General features: G+C 56.9%; 14 protein-coding genes. 11 read left to right on the plus strand and 3 right to left on the minus strand.

Translation table 11 applies throughout. The features are described 5' to 3' along the window. From H5U02_08875 to H5U02_08885, 3 genes are all read left to right on the plus strand, one after another. Positions 1 to 397 (plus strand): NADH-quinone oxidoreductase subunit M (locus H5U02_08875; protein ID MBC7342540.1); only part of this gene is annotated, 397 nt, incomplete at its 5' end. Then, positions 397 to 1,824, plus strand: a complete 1,428-nt coding sequence (locus tag H5U02_08880) for an NADH-quinone oxidoreductase subunit N (protein MBC7342541.1) — start codon at positions 397 to 399, stop codon at positions 1,822 to 1,824. The genes H5U02_08875 and H5U02_08880, both read left to right, overlap by 1 nt. A gap of 20 nt (positions 1,825 to 1,844) precedes the next feature. Further along, positions 1,845 to 2,216: a YraN family protein gene (locus H5U02_08885; GenBank protein MBC7342542.1), complete on the plus strand. Its 372-nt coding sequence runs from the start codon at positions 1,845 to 1,847 to the stop codon at positions 2,214 to 2,216. A gap of 58 nt (positions 2,217 to 2,274) precedes the next feature. On the opposite strand, the gene xerC is transcribed toward H5U02_08885, so the two are convergent. From xerC to dprA, 3 genes are read right to left on the minus strand one after another with little or no spacing between them, the layout of a single operon-like run. After that, positions 2,275 to 3,189, minus strand: coding sequence for a tyrosine recombinase XerC (gene xerC / locus H5U02_08890; protein MBC7342543.1), 915 nt, complete (start codon positions 3,187 to 3,189; stop codon positions 2,275 to 2,277). Continuing rightward, positions 3,152 to 5,293, minus strand: a complete 2,142-nt coding sequence (gene topA / locus H5U02_08895; protein MBC7342544.1) for a type I DNA topoisomerase — start codon at positions 5,291 to 5,293, stop codon at positions 3,152 to 3,154. The genes xerC and topA overlap by 38 nt, the downstream gene beginning before the upstream one ends. Continuing rightward, entirely contained in the window at positions 5,290 to 6,327 is a 1,038-nt protein-coding gene (gene dprA, locus H5U02_08900; GenBank protein ID MBC7342545.1) for a DNA-protecting protein DprA, read from the minus strand. The genes topA and dprA overlap by 4 nt, the downstream gene beginning before the upstream one ends. 365 nt (positions 6,328 to 6,692) lie before the next feature. Between dprA and H5U02_08905 the strand changes: the two genes are divergently transcribed. From H5U02_08905 to H5U02_08940, 8 genes are all read left to right on the plus strand, one after another. After that, the gene (locus tag H5U02_08905) at positions 6,693 to 7,985 is read left to right on the plus strand and encodes a DUF1015 domain-containing protein (protein ID MBC7342546.1); all 1,293 of its coding nucleotides are present in this window, start codon (positions 6,693 to 6,695) and stop codon (positions 7,983 to 7,985) included. Between the two features lie 20 nt (positions 7,986 to 8,005). Then, positions 8,006 to 9,832, plus strand: coding sequence for a YifB family Mg chelatase-like AAA ATPase (locus H5U02_08910; GenBank protein ID MBC7342547.1), 1,827 nt, complete (start codon positions 8,006 to 8,008; stop codon positions 9,830 to 9,832). A gap of 87 nt (positions 9,833 to 9,919) precedes the next feature. Further along, positions 9,920 to 12,067, plus strand: coding sequence for an ATP-dependent RecD-like DNA helicase (locus H5U02_08915; GenBank protein MBC7342548.1), 2,148 nt, complete (start codon positions 9,920 to 9,922; stop codon positions 12,065 to 12,067). A gap of 16 nt (positions 12,068 to 12,083) precedes the next feature. After that, a complete protein-coding gene (locus H5U02_08920) occupies positions 12,084 to 12,605 on the plus strand; it encodes a Holliday junction resolvase RecU (GenBank protein ID MBC7342549.1) in 522 nt (173 codons plus the stop codon). A gap of 97 nt (positions 12,606 to 12,702) precedes the next feature. Next, positions 12,703 to 14,790: an ATP-dependent DNA helicase gene (locus H5U02_08925; GenBank protein MBC7342550.1), complete on the plus strand. Its 2,088-nt coding sequence runs from the start codon at positions 12,703 to 12,705 to the stop codon at positions 14,788 to 14,790. A gap of 166 nt (positions 14,791 to 14,956) precedes the next feature. Next, complete coding sequence (locus H5U02_08930) at positions 14,957 to 16,027, plus strand: RRXRR domain-containing protein (protein MBC7342551.1); 1,071 nt, start codon at positions 14,957 to 14,959, stop codon at positions 16,025 to 16,027. Between the two features lie 209 nt (positions 16,028 to 16,236). Beyond that, positions 16,237 to 17,259, plus strand: coding sequence for a hypothetical protein (locus H5U02_08935; GenBank protein MBC7342552.1), 1,023 nt, complete (start codon positions 16,237 to 16,239; stop codon positions 17,257 to 17,259). A 40-nt stretch (positions 17,260 to 17,299) separates the two neighbouring features. After that, entirely contained in the window at positions 17,300 to 18,316 is a 1,017-nt protein-coding gene (locus H5U02_08940) for a hypothetical protein (protein ID MBC7342553.1), read from the plus strand. Positions 18,317 to 18,497: the final 181 nt, after the last annotated feature.

Here is an 18,497-nt window from a genome sequence, read left to right on the forward strand (position 1 = left end):
GATTGCGGGACTAGCCTCCTTAGGCCTGCCGGGCCTACAGAACTTTGTAGCTGAGTTCCTCATTTTTACTGGATCTTTTACCAAGGAACAAGTATTGTTTGGCGTAATTCCGTTTAAGCTGGTATCGGTTTTGGCGATTTTTGGCATTGTGATTACCGCCATCTATCTCTTACGGGTAATTCAGTTTACTTTCTTCGGACCTCGTAATCCACGCTGGGATAAATTGGAGGATGCTAGAGGGGTAGAGCTGATACCTATAGTGATCTTGGGCGGGGTACTGATCTTTTTCGGGTTCTTCCCCTCTTTGATGACCGATGTGATCCAGGTGGGGATTGCTCCATTGGTGGAAAAGGTTAGTTTAGCCGCGCAGGCTGCAGCGGCGGGGGGGATCTTTTGATGCAGTGGTCATTGCTGAGTATCGAAATCTTAACGTCGCTGTTTGGGCTATTGCTTCTATGCCTAGGGTTGCTCTTACCAAAAGACCAGAGAAAGGGAATTGGCTATTTAACTACGGCTGGCCTTGCGGTGTTGCTGGTCATTCTCATTGGTTTGCGGAACCTACAGGGATCGTTCTTAGGCGGAATGTATTTGGTGGATCCCCTGGCCATCTTCTTTAAGGGGATGTTCCTGCTAGCTGCCATACTAGTTTCTCTAGCCTCCCATAGCTTGGTGAGCAAGCTTGGGTACAACCAAAGTGAGTACTACAGCTTGGTTGTATTTGCTACTTTAGGCATGATGATTATGGCATCGGCTGGCGACCTCATCTCTCTGTATCTGGGCTTGGAGCTTATGACTATAAGCTTTTGCATTTTGGCTGCCTATGAGCGCGGCAATGCTAAATCTGCCGAAGCCGGGATCAAGTACATTATCTTAGGGGCTATGTCATCGGCCATACTGCTTTACGGTCTGAGCTTGGTCTACGGCTTAACTGGCACCACGATACTTGGTGAGGTAGCCTCGAAGCTTACCAGTCAACCGCTGTCACCATCCCTTCTGATTGCTGTTGCTTTTGTCCTGGTGGGCTTAGGATTTAAGATCTCTGCTGTTCCCTTGCACATGTGGGCACCGGATATTTATGAGGGCGCTCCTACTCCCGTTACCGGGTTTTTGGCAGTTGGTTCCAAGGCGGCTGCTATGGCAGCTTTGATGCGGCTTTACATGACCACCTTCGGTGCCACCCATGCCTTTTGGGCCAATATTATCATAGTACTGGCAGTTTTAACTGTGGTATTTGGGAATCTGGTGGCCATTCCCCAAACCAACATTAAGCGACTACTGGCCTACTCGAGTATTGGCCAAGCAGGTTTCCTGCTTTTGGGTATTGTGGCCTACTCTTCCCTCGGTGCTGCAGCGATCATGTTTCACTCCTTTATTTACGTTTTTGCGAACATGGGTGCCTTTTTGGTGGCAACGTCTTGGGGTGAGAGTACTGGCAGCGATCAGATAAATGCGTATAGGGGCATGGCTCGGCGGGAGCCATTCTTGGCTGCTACCATGCTGTTTTGCTTACTGTCTTTAGCCGGGATCCCACCTTTGGCCGGGTTTGTCAGCAAGTTCCTGTTGTTTACAGCTGTAGTGGCCAGAGGCTATGTATGGCTGGCCATCGTTTCCATCCTGATGAGTATGGTTTCAGTTTATTACTATCTCCTGGTGGTAAAGGCCATGTACCTAGGTGAGCCAGCGCCATCAGCACCTCCGGTGGAAGTTTCAAGCAGCGCCAAGCTAGGTATGGCCCTGAGCCTTCTGGTGGTTTTCCTGGTGGGCATATATTGGAACCCGTTAGCCAACCTAACTTTGGGCGTAGCTAGCGCTTTTGTGCCGTAAGGTAGGTTGGAAAAGCAGCAATGACCAAAAAGTTGGCTCGCCGTGTTCTTGGCCAGAAAGGCGAAGAGATAGCAGCAGGGTTCTTAATGGCACATGGATATAAGATCCTAGAGCGAAATTTTAGGTGCCGCTTGGGTGAGATCGATATCGTGGCCCAGGAAGGTGACACTACGGTATTTGTAGAGGTAAAGACTCGCTCCTCGATCGCTTATGGCCAAGCCCAGGAAGCGATCACTTACCGGAAAAGGACCAAGCTTCGGCAGCTTGGTGAGTATTATGCTTTACAATACGGGCCTCACAGGCAGGATAGTTTTCGTTTTGACGTCGTGGCAATTAAGGTTTCCGCGTCGGGTCAAGTAGAAAATATAGAGCTTATACGCGATGCCCTCTAGTGCAAGGTTGGCCATGGTGGCCAACCTTGTCTAATCTTAAAGCTGCGAAAGCCGTGATTCAAGCTCGCGGGTGGGTCTTTTGATAAACCTCCTTAATCCGTTGCCGGCTAACGTGGGTATATACCTGGGTAGTGGAAAGGCGGGCATGACCCAGCAATTCCTGAACCACTCGTAAGTCGGCCCCGTTTTCTAATAGGTGGGTAGCGAAGGAGTGGCGGAAGGTATGAGGGGAGCAATGATAAGCTAAGCCGAGGGCTTCAATGTACTTGTCGATTATGTACCGGGTTCCCCGCTGGGTCAGCCGCTTGCCCCGGTTGTTCAGAAATAATGCATCCTTGGCCTCTGGAGATGGGTTTAAAGCGGGGCGGCCTCGATGAAGGTACTGGATGAGAGCCGAGTGGGCGAAGGATCCGAGGGGAACGATCCTTTCTTTAGATCCTTTACCTAGCACTTGTACCAGCCGGCGGTCAAAATCGAGGCTACTCACGTTGAGGCCCACCAGCTCTGACACGCGTAAACCGCAACCGTACAAAACCTCCATGATGGCTCGGTCTCGGAGTCCGATGGGGCTAGATAGTGAGGGCAAATTGAATAGCCGCTCCAAGTCCTGGTACTGGGCAAATTTAGGCAGTTGCCTTCTAGTACGAGGCCGGGCGATGGACAGAACCGGATTCTTCTCAAGGTACCCTTGGCGGACTAGGAATCGGCAAAAGGCCCTAATACTTGCCATTTTCCGTTCGATGCTGGAACGCTTTAGGCTTCTAGCAAACAGTTGGGCCATAAACTGTCGTATGATGGTTGTGGTTAGGGGCGGCCCCTTCTCTACATCTTCATGGGCAACTATGAAATCGGCCAATTGGTGTAAATCGGTACCGTAGCTAAGAAGAGTATTTTTAGCTAGCCGTCCCTGAGCCCTTTCCTCTTCCAGAAAAGCATTAACCAGAGACAGTATAGCGCGGGGTTGTTTTTCCATTGGCGCCACCACCTTGCATTTCTTCCTTAAAACCGCAACCCTCTCGCGAGCAAACCAGAATTGTCTTACCGCGGAGCCTTTTTTCTAGCAACATCTCTTGGCACTTGGGGCATTTCTGATTAGTTGGTTTGTCCCAAGACACAAACTCACAGGCTGGGAACCTAGAACAGCCGTAGAATCGTCGTCCCTTCTTGCTGTACCGAGTTACCAGGGGAGCTCCGCATAAGGGGCAGGGAACGCCGATCTCCTCTAAGAGCGGCTTGGTATTTCGGCACTCCGGAAAGCCAGAACAGGCTAAAAACCTTCCGTAGCGACCAGTTTTGACCACCATGCTGCGTCCACATTTCTCGCACTTTTCGCTGGTGGTTTCCTCTGGCGTCACCTCTATTTTGCCAAGAGCATGCTCAGCTTGCTCCAGGGTGAATTTAAAAGGTTGATAGAAATCTTGAACCACATCGACCCAAGAGAGTTCTCCACTCTCGATTTGGTCAAGTTTGCTCTCCATATGGGCAGTAAAATCGACGTCAACAATATCAGGAAAGTGTTCCTTGAGGACTTCAGTTACTATTTTACCTAGTTCGGTGGGTACAAACTGCCTATTTTCTCTTACTACGTAACCGCGGCGTAGAATAGTGTCAATGGTAGGAGCGTAGGTACTAGGGCGGCCAATACCCAGCTCTTCCATGGTTTTAACTAGGGAAGCATCCGTAAAGCGAGGTGGGGGCTGGGTAAAATGTTGCTTGGGTTTAAGATCGACTAGTTGTACCTCTTGGCCGGGCTCTAGCTGGGGCAGTTCTTGGGTTTCCAGTTTTGTTCCTAGGAGTTTCAGGAAACCGGCAAAAACAAGCTGAGATCCCGACGCCCGGAAAAGGTAGGGCCCAGCAATAATCTCCAAGGTGGTGGTAAACAATTCTGCCGGGCTCATTTGGCAGGCGACGAAGCGCTTCCAGATTAGTTCATAAAGGTTGAACTGCTCCTTGGTCAAGCACGCTTTTAGGGAATCGGGGGTACGCAAAACCGAGGTCGGGCGGATACATTCGTGGGCAGCCTGGGCTCCCTTGGGAGTCGGAAACTGGTGTGGCTTGGGCGGTACATAATCAGGACCGTAAGCTCCGGCGATGAAATGTCTGGCCTCGGCAACAGCGGTTTCAGCTACTCGGGTTGAATCGGTGCGCATGTAAGTGATCAGCCCTGCCATGCCCTGGCCCTCGGGCAGCTGCACTCCTTCATATAGCTGTTGGGCGATAGACATGGTTTTGCGAGCGGTAAAGTTATATGCCTTGTATGCCTCTTGCTGCAGGGTGCTCGTGGTGAATGGGGCATCTGGCATTCGTTTACGTGAACGTTGCTGACACGAGCTAACCGCAAACTTTAAGTTTTGAAGCTCTTGGATAACCTTCTGGACCGCTTTTTTATTTTTCAGCTCTGCTTTTTTGCCCTCGCACTTGACCAGCTCGGCCTCGAATACTTGAGGAGTATCGAGGCCTCTTAATACTGCCGTTATGGTCCAGTATTCTTCTGGCCTAAATTGCTCGATTTCTTTTTCCCGCTCAACGATAAGCCTGACGGCTACCGATTGAACCCTGCCTGCGCTCAGGCCACTTTTAATTTTCTTCCATAAGAGGGGACTGAGGCCATATCCTACCAAGCGGTCCAGTACTCTTCGGGCTTGCTGAGCATCTACCCGGTTAAGGTCTACGGGGCGTGGGTGCTTGACTGAATTCTTTACTGCTCCCTCAGTTATCTCGTTAAATTCAATCCGGCACGGCAGGCTAGGATCAAGGTCAAGCACCTGTTGCAGGTGCCAGGCTATAGCCTCGCCCTCTCGGTCAGGGTCTGGGGCTAGGAGCACTTGCTTACTGGCCTTGGAGGCTTCGCGCAGGTCTTTAATGATTTCCCCCTTACCGCGGATATTGATGTAATGGGGCTGAAAGTCATGTTCGATGTCGATGCCTAGGCGGCTCTTGGGTAGATCGCGAATATGGCCCATGGAAGACTTGACGATATAGTTACGCCCCAAGATGCGGCTTATGGTCTTGGCCTTGGTTGGTGATTCTACCACCAGAAGAACCTTGTTGTTGCTCAAGGATCCCCCACCTTTCATTGTCTAACAAAGTATTTCCCGGGCAGTTGCTGAATAATGCCTTTCATCTCCAGCAGGGTTAGAGTAGCCTGAATCTTGGCAACAGGCAGGCGAAGCTGCTCTACGATTTCATCAATATGTACGGGATCGTAGGATATTAAACTGAGAATCTCCGATTCCCGGGCTGATAACTGGCCGGAATAGGCTGGCTCTGCCTTCAACAAATCATCAATTGCTATTTGGGCCTCCACTTTTAAACCGTATTCTTCCAAGATATCACCGGCTTGAGTAACTGCTTTGGCTCCTTCCTTTAAAAGATTGTTGTTGCCCTCACAGGTGATGCTAGTTATGGGCCCGGGTACAGCAAAGACATCTCGCCCTTGCTCGAGGGCAAATTCGGCCGTGATCAAAGCTCCGCTGCGTTTGGGTGCTTCAGCCACCAATACTCCACGAGCCAGACCGCTTATGATGCGGTTGCGGGCAGGGAAATGTTTTGCCTCTGGGGCAACTCCTAAAGGATGCTCGCTCACCAGGGCACCTCTTTCTATGATTTCCTGAGCTAAACGGGCGTGCTCCGGTGGGTAGACAATGTCCAATCCACACCCTAACACAGCAATGGTATGCCCCTGATTTTCAACGCAGGTTCGGTGTGCCTGCCCATCGATGCCCCTGGCGAGGCCGCTAATTATCCAAATGTCATGTTTAGCCAACTCTCTGGTGATCAGCTCAGTAGCCTTTTTGCCATAGGACGTAGCTCGCCTGGTACCTACTATGGCAATTCCCAGGTAACCGGAAGGTGGAAGGTTACCCTTGACGTAAAGAACGGCGGGAGGGTTGTAAACTTGCCGGAGAGGTTCAGGATAATCATGATCATACAGAGTAATTGCTCGAACTCCGTGTTGGTCGAGCCTATCCATTTCTTGGCTGGGGCAAAGCTGGCTGCGCAGCGCCAAGAGCATAGAGAAAGCATGACCGTTGAGGATACCTTTCAAGGCTTCAGGTCGGGCCCTCCATGCTGCTTGTGCTGATCCGAAAGCTGTCACTAGGGTCAGCAAAGTGGCACTCCCAATCCCGGGAACTCTACTGAAGCAAACCCAGTGGGCTCTTTCTTCTTCGGTAATGTGATTGGCACAGTTGTTATGGCTCATTTTTTACCCCACAAGTCAATCTTATGGTTGGCGCCTGTAATTTCCTATATAGTACAGGAGAAGGTAGAAGGCGAACAACTGAAGTATCATGATCGCAAAAGCAACGAGATATTCCAGCATTATAGACCATCTCTCCCCCAAAGGCACTCTTCTAAAAATGTATCAGCCCGAGCGTAAAAACCCTTAACCCAATTATAGTTGAAACACCTGTTTTGTCGCTGTAGAATAAGCTTATGTGCACCTGAGATTCCAGCTATATTAGGAGGCTAATCATGGCACGCATAGTTCCGATACGCGGCTTGCACTATTCCCATGAGTTGTTACGCGACCTTCCTCACCTGGTGGCCCCACCATATGATGTTATTGATGCCAACCTGCAAGATTCACTTTATCATTCTCACCCTTACAATGTAATTCGCCTTGAATACGGCAAAACCTACCCTGATGATACCGAGACCAACAACCGGTATACGCGAGCCCGGGAGCTCTATCAAGAATGGTTGGCCAAAAAGGTGTTGGTTCAAGATAAAGATCCGTCCTTATATTTCTTAGAAGAAAACTTTAAGCTAGCCGGCCGATCGTACAGGCGCTTGGGAATCATCTGTGGGTTGGGAACCGACGGCTACGGACCTGATAAGGTATTAGCCCATGAGGCTACTTTTGCTGCACCTAAACTTGATCGGCTGGAATTGCTCAAAGCTACCCACACCAACTTCAGCCCCATTTTTGGCCTTTATGACGATCCCCAAGGGAGAATTGCTTCCATTATACAGCAAGTCATGTCATTATCTAGGCCCATGCTCGAGTTCGAAGAGTATAATACCCGAATCTTCTACCGGTTGTGGGCAACCTCCTCGCCCCAAATTATACAGCAAATTAGCGAGGCATTTACCCATTTACCCGTGTTGATTGCCGATGGCCATCACCGTTATGAAACCGCTTGTCGCTTCTTTGAATACATGCAAGCTCAGGGTGAAGCTGGGCATGACCGGGTTTTGGCGTTTCTAGCTAGCATCAATGACCCAGGACTGATAGTCTTGCCAACCCACCGCCTGCTTGCCGACCATTGCCTGGCGGATAGCCGAGATGCAGCGTTGAGGGTTGCTTCCCAATACTTCCAGTGGGAAGTGCACCCATTGGATGGCGATGCTGAACACATCATTGAGGAGATGCGGCAAGTCCAACAGCAAGGTCGAAACGTTATCGGGTTATACCAGGGGGGAGATCAATGGTATTTGTTGAGATTGAAGGGTTCGCCCCAAAATTTGGATTGCATGCCCAAGGACAAATCGCAGGCTTGGACTAAACTTGACGTGGCCATTCTTCATCAGGCAATAATTAAACCTTTGCTTAGTGATTCTTCCGCCATAAGCTTTACCCACGATACGAGTTACGCCATCCGGGCAGTCAGGGATCAATGGGCGGCGGTTGCTTTTCTGCTGTGCCCTCCTTCGGTGCAACAAATCATGGAGGTAGCACTTCATGGAGATTGCATGCCCGAGAAGTCAACCTATTTTTACCCCAAGCCCCTAAGCGGCCTAATCATGAACAGGAATGGGTTTTAGGCCCAAGGAAAGTGAGTGCCGTGTTGTCCGTACTCTATAGCTCAACCCTTCATGGCCTGGATGCCTATGTGGTGCGGGTTGAGGTCGACGTGTCCAACGGTTTGCCTCAGTTTGCCATCGTTGGCCTCCCTGACGCCTCGGTAAGAGAGGCGCAAGACCGGGTACGAACTGCCATTCGTAACTCAGGCTACGAATTCCCGGTGAAGCGCATAACCATTAATTTGGCTCCGGCGGAGCTACGAAAAGAAGGCTCTCATTTTGACCTAGCTATTGCGGTTGGCATTTTGGTGGCAACCGGTCAAATTCCTGAAGGATCGATTGCAGGTACCTGTTTTCTGGGGGCCTTGTCTTTGGATGGTTCGGTTCGGTCTGTACCCGGAGTCTTTCCAATGGTATATAAGTTGGCCGAGGTCTTCCCAGGTGGCACCTTGGTCTTGCCGGCCGCCAATGCTACTGAAGGCTCATTGGTGAAGGGAGTGCAGGTGGTAGGCGCCGAATCTTTGTCCCAGGTGGGGAAATGGCTGAAGGGCGAGGAGTGCATGGACCGGGTGGTAACCGATCTAGACGCGCTGCTTCAGGGACAGGGGAACGAGGCTTGCGGAGACATGAACGAAGTAAAGGGCCAGATGGCTGCAAAGAGGGCTCTAGAAATTGCGGCTGCCGGGGGGCATAATATTCTCTTGATTGGACCCCCGGGTTCCGGTAAGACCATGTTGGCCCGTAGATTGCCCTCTATCCTTCCTTCCATGAGCTGGGACGAGATCATGGAAGTAACCCGGATCTACAGCGCTGCCGGTCTCCTCAGTTCGCAGCGTCCCTTGATTACTTCCCGGCCATTTCGATCCCCCCACCATACTGCTTCGGTAGCTAGCCTGGTGGGTGGGGGAAGGATCCCAAGGCCAGGGGAGATCAGCTTGGCTACGCACGGGGTCCTGTTCTTGGATGAGCTGCCTGAGTTTCGTCGCGATGCTTTAGAGGCCTTAAGGCAGCCTTTGGAAGAAGGCGTGGTCACGGTTTCGCGAGTATCCGGTACCTCAGTGTTCCCGGCGCATTTCATGCTGGCCGCGAGCATGAACCCGTGTGCGTTCAGTTCCAAAGCACTAACTCTTCCCATCGAGATGGGAATAGTGGGAAAACAAGAGCCGGAGCCTACGCCGCCCGGTGAAGATGCGCCGTTTGCCGCTAGGCTCCAGTATGCTCTGGCGAGGAAGGGCTGGAAGAAACACCGGCTGGCCGCAGAAAGCGGGGTAAGCCCGGTGTTGCTGACGAACTGGCTCAAGGGTCGCGCAGAACCGTACAAGCACGCTCCCCAGGTAAAGGCTGTCGCCGATGCCCTCGGCGTGGAGGTTGAGGAGCTTCTGCCCGAGCTCTCCGGCGGGAGCCCTGCCGCCGTGCTGAAACGGGCCCGCATGAAAGTGGGAATGCCGCGCAAGCACATGGCCCGGCTCTTTGGTGTTGACGATGGAACTATGGCTGCCTGGGAAGGAGGAAAGCCGGTTCCGGCCGTATTCGTGGAAATGGCGCGGGCCATCCTGTCCGGTTCCAGGCCGGAAGAGCTTCCCCAGGTGCGCTGGCAGAAGGAGTACGACCCAGCTTCGTTCGTTGCCTGGCTGACGAGATTCCGCGAGGAAAACGGTCTCACCTGGCGGCACCTCGCCAGCCTGGCAGGGATCAAGGAGACCACCCTGCGGAGGTGGCGGGCCGGCAGGTCTCTGCCGCGCAACAAGTCGCAGACACTACCCATCTACGAAAGATTGAGGCGCTGGAAGGAAACACGCGCAGGGGCAAGAACCGAAGGTCTAGCTTCAGAAGCCAGCTTGCTCCGGCCGGCTCCGCCGCACCACTAAGATTGCCGTTCCAAACCAAAAACAGAAGCAAATCTGCTCGCGTAAGGATGCGCGGGCTTTTTCTTTTTTCCGGGAGGTGATTTTAACTTGCAGCCTGCCGCCGCGGTTTCGTACCCGCCCGCCTGCATCCGGGGCCGGGTGAGGAAGGTGGTGTTCCGCTCGCCCTCCGACGGCTGGAGCGTCCTTTCCGTCGTGCCCGAGGGGAAAAGCTCCGAGCCGGTCACCGTGACCGGGTGCTTCGTGGGGGTCGCAGAAGGAGATGACATCTCGGTTTCGGGCCGATGGGTGGAGCACAGGCGCTACGGCCTCCAGGTCGAGGCCGAGACCTGGGAGAAGCACCTGCCGGCCACCGAGGACGAGGTGGCGTCCTACCTCGCCGGCTTCGTGAAGGGGGTGGGCCCGACCACCGCCCGGGAGATAGCGAGGAAGCTCGGCCCCAGCGCCATAGAGCGCATCGCCGCCGAGGGGCCCTCCTGCCTTTCCGGGATCCGGCTCATCACGCCGGAGAAGGCGGGCGCCATCGCCCGGGCCGTGAGCGAGTCCTACGCCGAAAGCCATGCCGTGTCGAGGCTCCTCGGCCTCGGGCTCTCGGCGAGGATGGCGGTAAGGGTCTTCCGGCTCTGGGGAGCCGGGGCCGCAGACGAAGTGCGGAAAAACCCCTACGCCCTGACCCGGGTGTCGCTCATCGGCTTCTACCGGGCCGACGTCATCGCCAAAAAGCTCGGGGTGCCCCCGAATTCGCCCCACCGCCTCGACGCCGGGGTGGAGCACGCCCTCTCCGAAGCCGAGCAGCTGGGCCACTGCTACCTCCCCGCCGGGGAGCTCAAGGACAGGTCCATCGCGCTCCTGACCCGGTCCGGCGAGCGCATCACCGGGCGCGAGGTGGAGGCCTCGGTAAAGCGCCTTGCCTCCGCGGGCAGGCTGACCCTGACCGGAGGCGCCGTCTACCGCACCCCGCTTTACCGGGCCGAGGCAGAGATAGCGAGAAAGGTGAAGGAGCTGGCCCGCCCGTGGGACGTGCCCCCGGCGCTCGGCGCAGCGCTCGCCCGCTTCGAGGCCCGGGCCGGCATAAGGCTCGACCCGGAGCAGCGCCGGGCGGTCGAGAGATGCTTCTCGACGGGAATTTCCGTCCTCACCGGCGGCCCCGGCACCGGGAAGACGCAGACCGTGCGGGCGGTGGCGGCCGCCTGGGAGGAGATGTTTCCCGGCTCGGAAATCGCCCTCTGCGCTCCCACCGGGAGGGCGGCAAAGCGGATGGAGGAGCTTTCGGGCCGGCCCGCCTCCACCATCCACCGGCTGCTTTCCATGACCCCGGAGGGAGAGCCGGCCTACGACTGGAGCAAGCCCCTGCCCCATGACCTGGTGATAGTTGACGAGTTCTCCATGGTGGACGCCCGCCTTGCCGCGTCGCTCCTTTCCGCCCTGAAGCGGGATGCCCGCATCCTCATCGTCGGGGACTCGGACCAGCTCCCCTCGGTGGGGCCGGGATACGTCCTTTCCGACATCATCTCCTTCAGGGTAAGGGTGACGAGGCTTTCCCGCATCCACCGGCAGTCCGGGGACGGGGCGGCGGTGGTGGAGAACGCGGCCAGGATCCGGGAGGGCCTGGCCCCGGTGCCCCGGCAGGGCTTTGCCGTCCTCGAAGCTCAAGACCAACAGCGCGCCCAGGCTCTTGCGGTGGAAAGCGCCGTGAGGCTGGCCCAAAAGTACGGCCCCTGGGGGGTGCAGGTGCTCTCCCCCATGAAGAAGGGGGAGGCCGGGACCAAAGCCTTAAACGACGCCCTCCGGGAGCGCCTCAACCCTCCCGGGCCGGACAAAGGCGAGCTCAGGCACGGCCAGAAGCTCTTCCGGGTCGGGGACAAGGTAATGCAGACCCAGAACGACTACGAAAGCGAGGTGTACAACGGCGACGTGGGCCGGGTGCTCGAGGCTTCCGCGGACGGCCTCGTCGTGGCCTACCCGGGAAAGACCGTAGAGTACGCCCCCGAGGACCTGGACCGGCTCACTCCCGCCTGGGCGGTCACCGTCCACAAGTCCCAGGGCGGGGAGTGGCCGGCGGTGGTGCTGGCGCTGATGTCGGCCCACTATGTGATGCTCCGGCGGGATTTGCTGTACACCGCTGTCACAAGAGCCAAGAAAGAAGTGGTTGTGGTAGGGCAGAAAAAAGCTCTCTGGATGGCGGCCAGGAATGCCCAGGCCGGGGAACGGTACACGTTCGCCTGGATCAGGGGCTAAGGAAGGAGAGGCGCTTTTGCGGGTACCAACCTTGCAGGCCAACCGGGGGCGGGCCCTGGAGGAGATGGTCGAACTAACGCTGGACCTCTACCGCAAGGAGGGTATCGCAGTAGTCCACAAGATACCCACACCCTGGGTGGTCCGGCGTAAGGGCGGCCTCATAACCGGGGCCTTCCCGGCGAAGAAGAGCTCGGTCGATTTCTTCGGGGTCTGGCGGGGCCGGGCGGTTGCTTTTGACGCCAAGGAAACGTCGGAGAAAAGCCGCTTCCCGCTGAAATCCGTCCCCGACCACCAGATGGCCTTCCTCTCCGACTGGAAGGAGGCCGGGGGCATCGCCGGGGTCCTGGTCTGGTTCCGGCGGGCTCGCCGTATCTTCTGGGTGCCTGCCAAAACGCTCACCCGGGCCCGCGAGGCCGGGAAAAAATCTCTTGCCCTGGACGAACTGGCCTCCGGGGCCGGGGTGGAAATCCCCGAAGGCCTGCCGCTGGATCTTGAGAGGGCATGGGAGAAGGAAAGCCCGGAAAGAAAGGAGCAATGACGAACTGCGTTCTCAGATCACCGTAACTATGGAAGAACTGTTCGGAAAAATTGGGAGTCTGCTGCCTTCCTACAGCAAGCGCCCGCCGCAGATACAGATGGCCAAAGCAGTTTCAGATGCGGTTGACAGAGAGTCTATTCTGATTGCCGAGGCTGGAGTGGGCACAGGTAAGACCCTGGCCTACCTTGTCCCCGCCATTGTCAAGAAGTATTCGAGCGGAAACAGCAAAAGAGGGCCGCTGGTGGTGAGCACCAAGACGATAAGCCTTCAGGAACAGCTCTACTACAAGGACATTCCGGCAGTCCAGCGGATGCTTCTCGGCGCATACGGCTTCAGGGTTCCAGATCCTCTGCTCTCCAAGGGAAAGCGCAACTACTGCTGCCCTGTGCGCCTGGACGCCCTGCTGTCCGAGCAGCGCTCCGGCCTCGATAGCCTCTTGTCTGAAGTCCAAGACTGGCTGTGCCGCACCGGAACCGCCGACTTTGGAGAGCCGGAAGCCCCACTGCTGCCGGAGGAAGTCCGCGAATCCCTAGCAGTAGCCGCTTGCTCCGACGGCTGTTCCCGTAGCCACCGGTGTGCCTATCGAGCCATGCGCTCGAAGCGCAGTAGCTTCCGCGGGATCATCGTGACCAACCACAACCAGCTGGTCAACGACCTGATTCTCCGTCAGCAGACCGGCAGGGGGCTGTGGCCCAGCCCCTTTGCGGTAATTATCGACGAGGCGCACGGACTGGAAGACGTGGCAAGGAGCGAGCTGGCCCAGCAGGTATCCCCCGGCGAGATACAGCGCCTGATCGTCAGGATAACTCCGAAAGACAGGCCCTGGAGCGAAGAAATAGAGCACCGGGCGCAGGCAGTGAAACGATGCGCCGGAGAAGTCGCCGCTGGCCTGGACCGCTCTACGGCACCAGCGTTGCAGACCGGAATGCTTCTTGACAGCCCAAGGATACCGCTGTCCGATACTCCTGAGCTGGCAGAGACGGTTTCGTCCCTGGCATCGGCCATGGAGAGCTTTTTCGGCAGCGTCAAAGGTGACACCAGGTTTTGTAGGCCCAAAAAGCCGAAAACCAGGCGGTCGCGCACACGGAAGAAACCCAGAGCTGCTTTGCAGAGAGACTTGGCTATGACCAGGCTGAAAGCGATGGCCCAGGCGGCCCGGCAAGCGGCCAAAGCTCTCCGGGAAAGTTCCTGCCCGCCGGAATACGCCGTTTGGGCAGAAAAGGGCCCTTGCGGCGCAGACATCGTTGTGGCGCCGCTGGATGTGGGAAAGTTCCTGAAGAAGAACTTGTGGGCTGCACCCTTCCCGGTGGTCCTAACCTCGGGCACCATCGCGGTCTCCGGGAGCACGAAACTGTTTAGGGACGGGCTGGGGCTTTCAAGTGCCCTGCCGGTTGTAAGCAAGAAGTACCCCTCTCCCTTCAACTACCGTCAGAAGGTGCTGATATACATCCCGAAGGACCTCCCCATCCCAAGGGCGTGGGAGGTCCAGCCTGAAAGCGAAGAGGAGTCAGACGAATTCGCCCTGGCGGCAGCTGAGCGCCTGGAAGAGCTCCTGGTTTGCTCCAGGGGCAGGGCCCTGGCCCTGTTCACGTCCTACCGCAGGCTGAACACGGCTTACCAGCGCCTGAGCAGGGCTGGGCTCGGGTTTAAAGTGCTGAGGCAGGGCGAGGCTGGCCCGGGAGAGCTCCTTAAGCAGTTTCGCGACGATACCAGCTCGGTGCTCCTGGCTACGGGGTCGTTCTGGGAAGGGGTGGACGCTCCGGGAGAAACCCTCTCGCTTCTTGTGATGGACAAATTGCCCTTTCCCCTGCCGTCTGACCCTCTGGTCAAGGCCATGGTAGACCGGGCCAAGGCATACGAGAAAGACCCCTACGAACAGGTGATCCTGCCGCACATGCTCAGAGCCCTCCGCCAGGGAAGCGGCAGGCTGATCCGGCAGGCAAAGGACACGGGAGTAATAGCAGTTCTCGACGCCAGGGCGTGGAGAGAGAAATATCACGCTTTGGTAAAAGACCACCTGCCCGACGCCCCGTGGACTGCTTCCCTTGATGAGGTGCGAAGGTGGTTTAAAAAAGGAGCATCACATATCCGAAAGGAGGTTCGTAAAGGTCAACACCCCCGCTTTAAAGAAGCGGGGGCTTGCCCTGGCGGGGGCAGGGGTAACAGGCTGACTAGGCGGCTGTAATATACAGCAGGGGTCTGTGGGGCTACCGAATCACTTCCGGGTGTTTCGCCAGCCCGGATTATGTGAGGCAGAACCGCTTAATGCCATGCACGGCAAAGACCGTGCTAAGCCTCGCGGACAACGCCGAGGCGACAATCACTCCCGCAAGGGAGAAAGGAGTATCCCAATGGCAAACAAGCCAAACGAACAGCCGAGAGTGCCGGTCGTCAGTATGGATGGCAAACCCCTAATGCCTACCACTCCGGCCAGAGCGAGAAAGATGATGAGAGACGGTGTGGCCAAGCCCCGGAGAAACAAACTGGGGCTGTTCTTTATCCAGATGGCCAGGCCGGTGGGGGAGAAGACCCAGCCGATGGCGCTGGCGGTAGATCCCGGCGCCAAGTACGATGGCATGGCCGTAGCCTCACACGAGCAGATAGAACTGAAAGCGATGTTATTCTTGCCCGACGACGTGCCTAAAAAGATGGAAACCCGCCGGAACCTGCGCCGGGCAAGGCGCTACCGCAAGGCGCCCCGGAGGCCGAAAAGGTTCGACAACCGAAGGAAGAAGGGCTACTGGCTGGCCCCGACCCAGAGATCCAAAGTCGAGGCCCGGCTGAAGGTCGTCCGGGAGATCCGAAAGATCTACCCCATAAAACTCATCATCACCGAGGACGTGCGCTACAACCACTACAAATTCAGGGACGGCAAATACTTCTCCACGGTCGAAGTCGGCAAGACCCTCACCTACCGGGAGTACCGGAAGCTGGCCGAACTCCGGCTGGTCGAAGTCTCCGACACGGATGCCTGGCGGGAACAATTCGGCCTCAGAAAGCAGACGGACAAAAAGTGGGAGCAGGTCCTGGAGACCCACGCCAACGATGCGGTGGCGATGCTGATGGGTGTCGCCGGGTGCAAGGACAGCCCCTCGGCTCCCTTCTTCGTCTGGCGGAGACTGCGCTATGCCCGGCGGAGCCTCCACCGGCAGAACCCGCAGAAGGGTGGTGTCCGCCCCCGCTTCGGCGGCACCGCAAGCGGCGGCTTCTTCCGCAAGGGCGACTGGGTGGAAGCGGAGAAGGCAGGAAAAGTGTACCGCGGCTGGGTGTGCGGCCTGCCGACGGGAACGACAAACCTTGTGGGCATTGCAGATGCGGATGGGAAGAGGATAGGCCAGTTCACCCCAAAGAAGGTCAGGCTGCTGGCCAGGTCTACAGGATTTTCGTGGAAGGAGGGATCCGGCATTCCTCCCACCGCCTGAAGAGGCGGGGGACTCCTGCCGCAAATATGTTGATCACAATGCTGCCGTCTTTTTCGAGCCGGCGCACCAGCTCAAGGAATGACCTCCTGGCCTGACTCACGGTTACGGCTACCACAAATGGTCACCTCCTGTAGTCAATATTATGCGCCATTGCGGGTCAAAAGGCAAGCGGAGAAGGAAAACAGAAACCAAGAAAGGAGGTTTTAGCATTGCGCTCACAACCTTACGAAACCGTCTTTGAAGCGACCACCCGGTCCGGGAACTTCGCGGCCTCGGCGGTCTATTTCCCGGAGGACTTCGCGAGGCTTATGCCCGGAAAGGACTATGCGGACTACCTCCTCGAGCGCTGGCAGGTGCTCGAAAACCTGGCCGGTGAGGCTGTCCGGGTGGCGGAAGTGCCGTTCGACGCCGAAAGCTACCGGAAGTGGCTCAAGAAGTCGGGCCTCGCCGACGGCTCCGAGGCGAGGGGCCGGTGGGCCCTCCACGCGGCGGGCGACCCGAAGACCCTGGAGGGCCTGAGAAAGAAGCACCCGGTCCTGCCCGCGCCGCCGCTGGACGAGGCCACCGAGGCGCTGACCGTGTTTGTGATCGTCCCGGCCGTGGCGGAGACCCCGGAAGACGCCGAAAAGATTGCTTCCAGGATTCCCGAAGCCTGCGCCGTGCGGATCGCCCGGACCCTGGAGGCGATGTTCCCGGACGTTCCCCGGTACAGGCGCCTTTCGCCCCTGCGGTCCTTCGGCCTTAAGGCGGTGGCCGGAAACCTCCTGGTGCCCGCGCTCCTCTACCAGCAGGCAGCCGACCTGGCGGATGCGATGGTGCTCGCCGAGGCCCTTTCGGAGCCGGTTAAGGCCGACGTCCTAGAACTGCCGTGGGAGATGCGGGTCCCGGAAGACGAATTCGATTTCGACGCACCGCCCGCTGATGCCGGTGACGGCCTGGTAAACGTGGCCCTGTCGCTGTTTCCCGTGACCCTGGTGGGGGCAAGCCGGGAGGTGAAGTACGCGGCTCGGTCAGCGGACAAGAACGGCGCTCCCCCGCTGGCAAAGGCCGTGGCCCGGGCCCTGCAGGAGATAGGCGTAAAGTTTATCTCCCCCGAAATCCAGTTTCTCGTCCGCTCGGAGTGCACCATCGAGGACCTGCTCTGGGACTTTTACTTGAATTTTGGAGGAGATGCAGAAGAAAAGCCAGGCAAAAGAGAAGACCTGCCGGCAGCCGCAGGCTTCTTGAACTAGGCAGGCCTGCGCACCAATAGCGACATGGCTGAAAGGAGAGATGAACCTGAAGACCAAAAAGCAAGAGGTCAACCTGCTGACCCCGAGGACTTTCGCCAGAGAAGGAAGGCTCTTCAACCCGCCGCCCAGGGACAGGTTGATACGGAGCAGTAGTGCTATACTCATAAAAGCCGCCGGTGCCAGCGGTACCGCTGCAGAGCCCCGGGAGACGCGCGGCCCAGCAGTGGGTTACATCGTCTCCCGCAACGGCCCAGCGGTGTACATACCGGAAGAGCTGGCCGAAGCGCTTCTATCCCTCCCGCCTGAAGCGCAGGTGCTGGTAGCCGGTCTGTGCACGCTTTACCTGGACAGCGTGGATGAGGAAACGAGAAAGTACCATGAGAAACATACCGGCGACGTCCACGGCGTCATAAAAACGTCCGTTCGCAAGCTGGCGTCGGTAATGGGGCTGTCCTGCAATGGCAGAAACCACAAGATGCTGATAGACACGCTGCACACCCTGCATTTCCTGCACTTTAACAACGTGACGATAGGCTGGAACGGGGCAGAGAGAATAAAGATACGTACCACGCCCCTGGTGACCTACCTCGAATTCATCTTTGACCAGCAGGACACGTTTAAAGGCAGGTTCGACACCGGGACCGTAACCGTTCATATCTGCCCGCCCCTGACCGACTTCCTCCTCAGCAGCAAGTGCCGGGGACAGCGGGTGGCGATCCCGGTCCCGGCGCTGAAGAAGCTGAGGTCCAAAACGAGGCGGGTGAAGTACAGCCTGCCGCTCTTTCTGTTTCTCCTTGCCGCCATCCCGGGAAAGGAAAAGAGCTTCAAGATCGGCTGGGAAAAAGCGGCAGCCAGGGCCTGCATCCCTGACGAGACCCCGTCGGGGCGACCCATGAGGCCGAGCGAAAAGCGACAGCTGGTGGCAGCGATCATGGAGGACATAAACGACACCGGTGCGCTTGTGGTTACCGAGAATCCGTCCGGCACCTACTGGATCAGGCATCCCGAAGAGGGTCAGGACCAATCTCCCTGCGCACCAATAGCGACATCCAGCTAGGGCGTCGCCTGCGCACCAATAGCGACATGCAGTGCGCACCAATAGCGACATTTCCGCGCACCAATAGCGACATTACTGCGCACCAATAGCGACATTTCCGCGTACCAATAGCGACACCTAGTTTTTTCCAGTGCCGCGCATCCGTTGGGAGAGTAGGGCTCGAGCCGATACATTTTTTTCC

Source organism: Clostridia bacterium, assembly GCA_014360065.1.
Taxonomy (GTDB): Bacteria; Bacillota; DSM-521; order Neomoorellales; family JACIYF01; genus JACIYF01.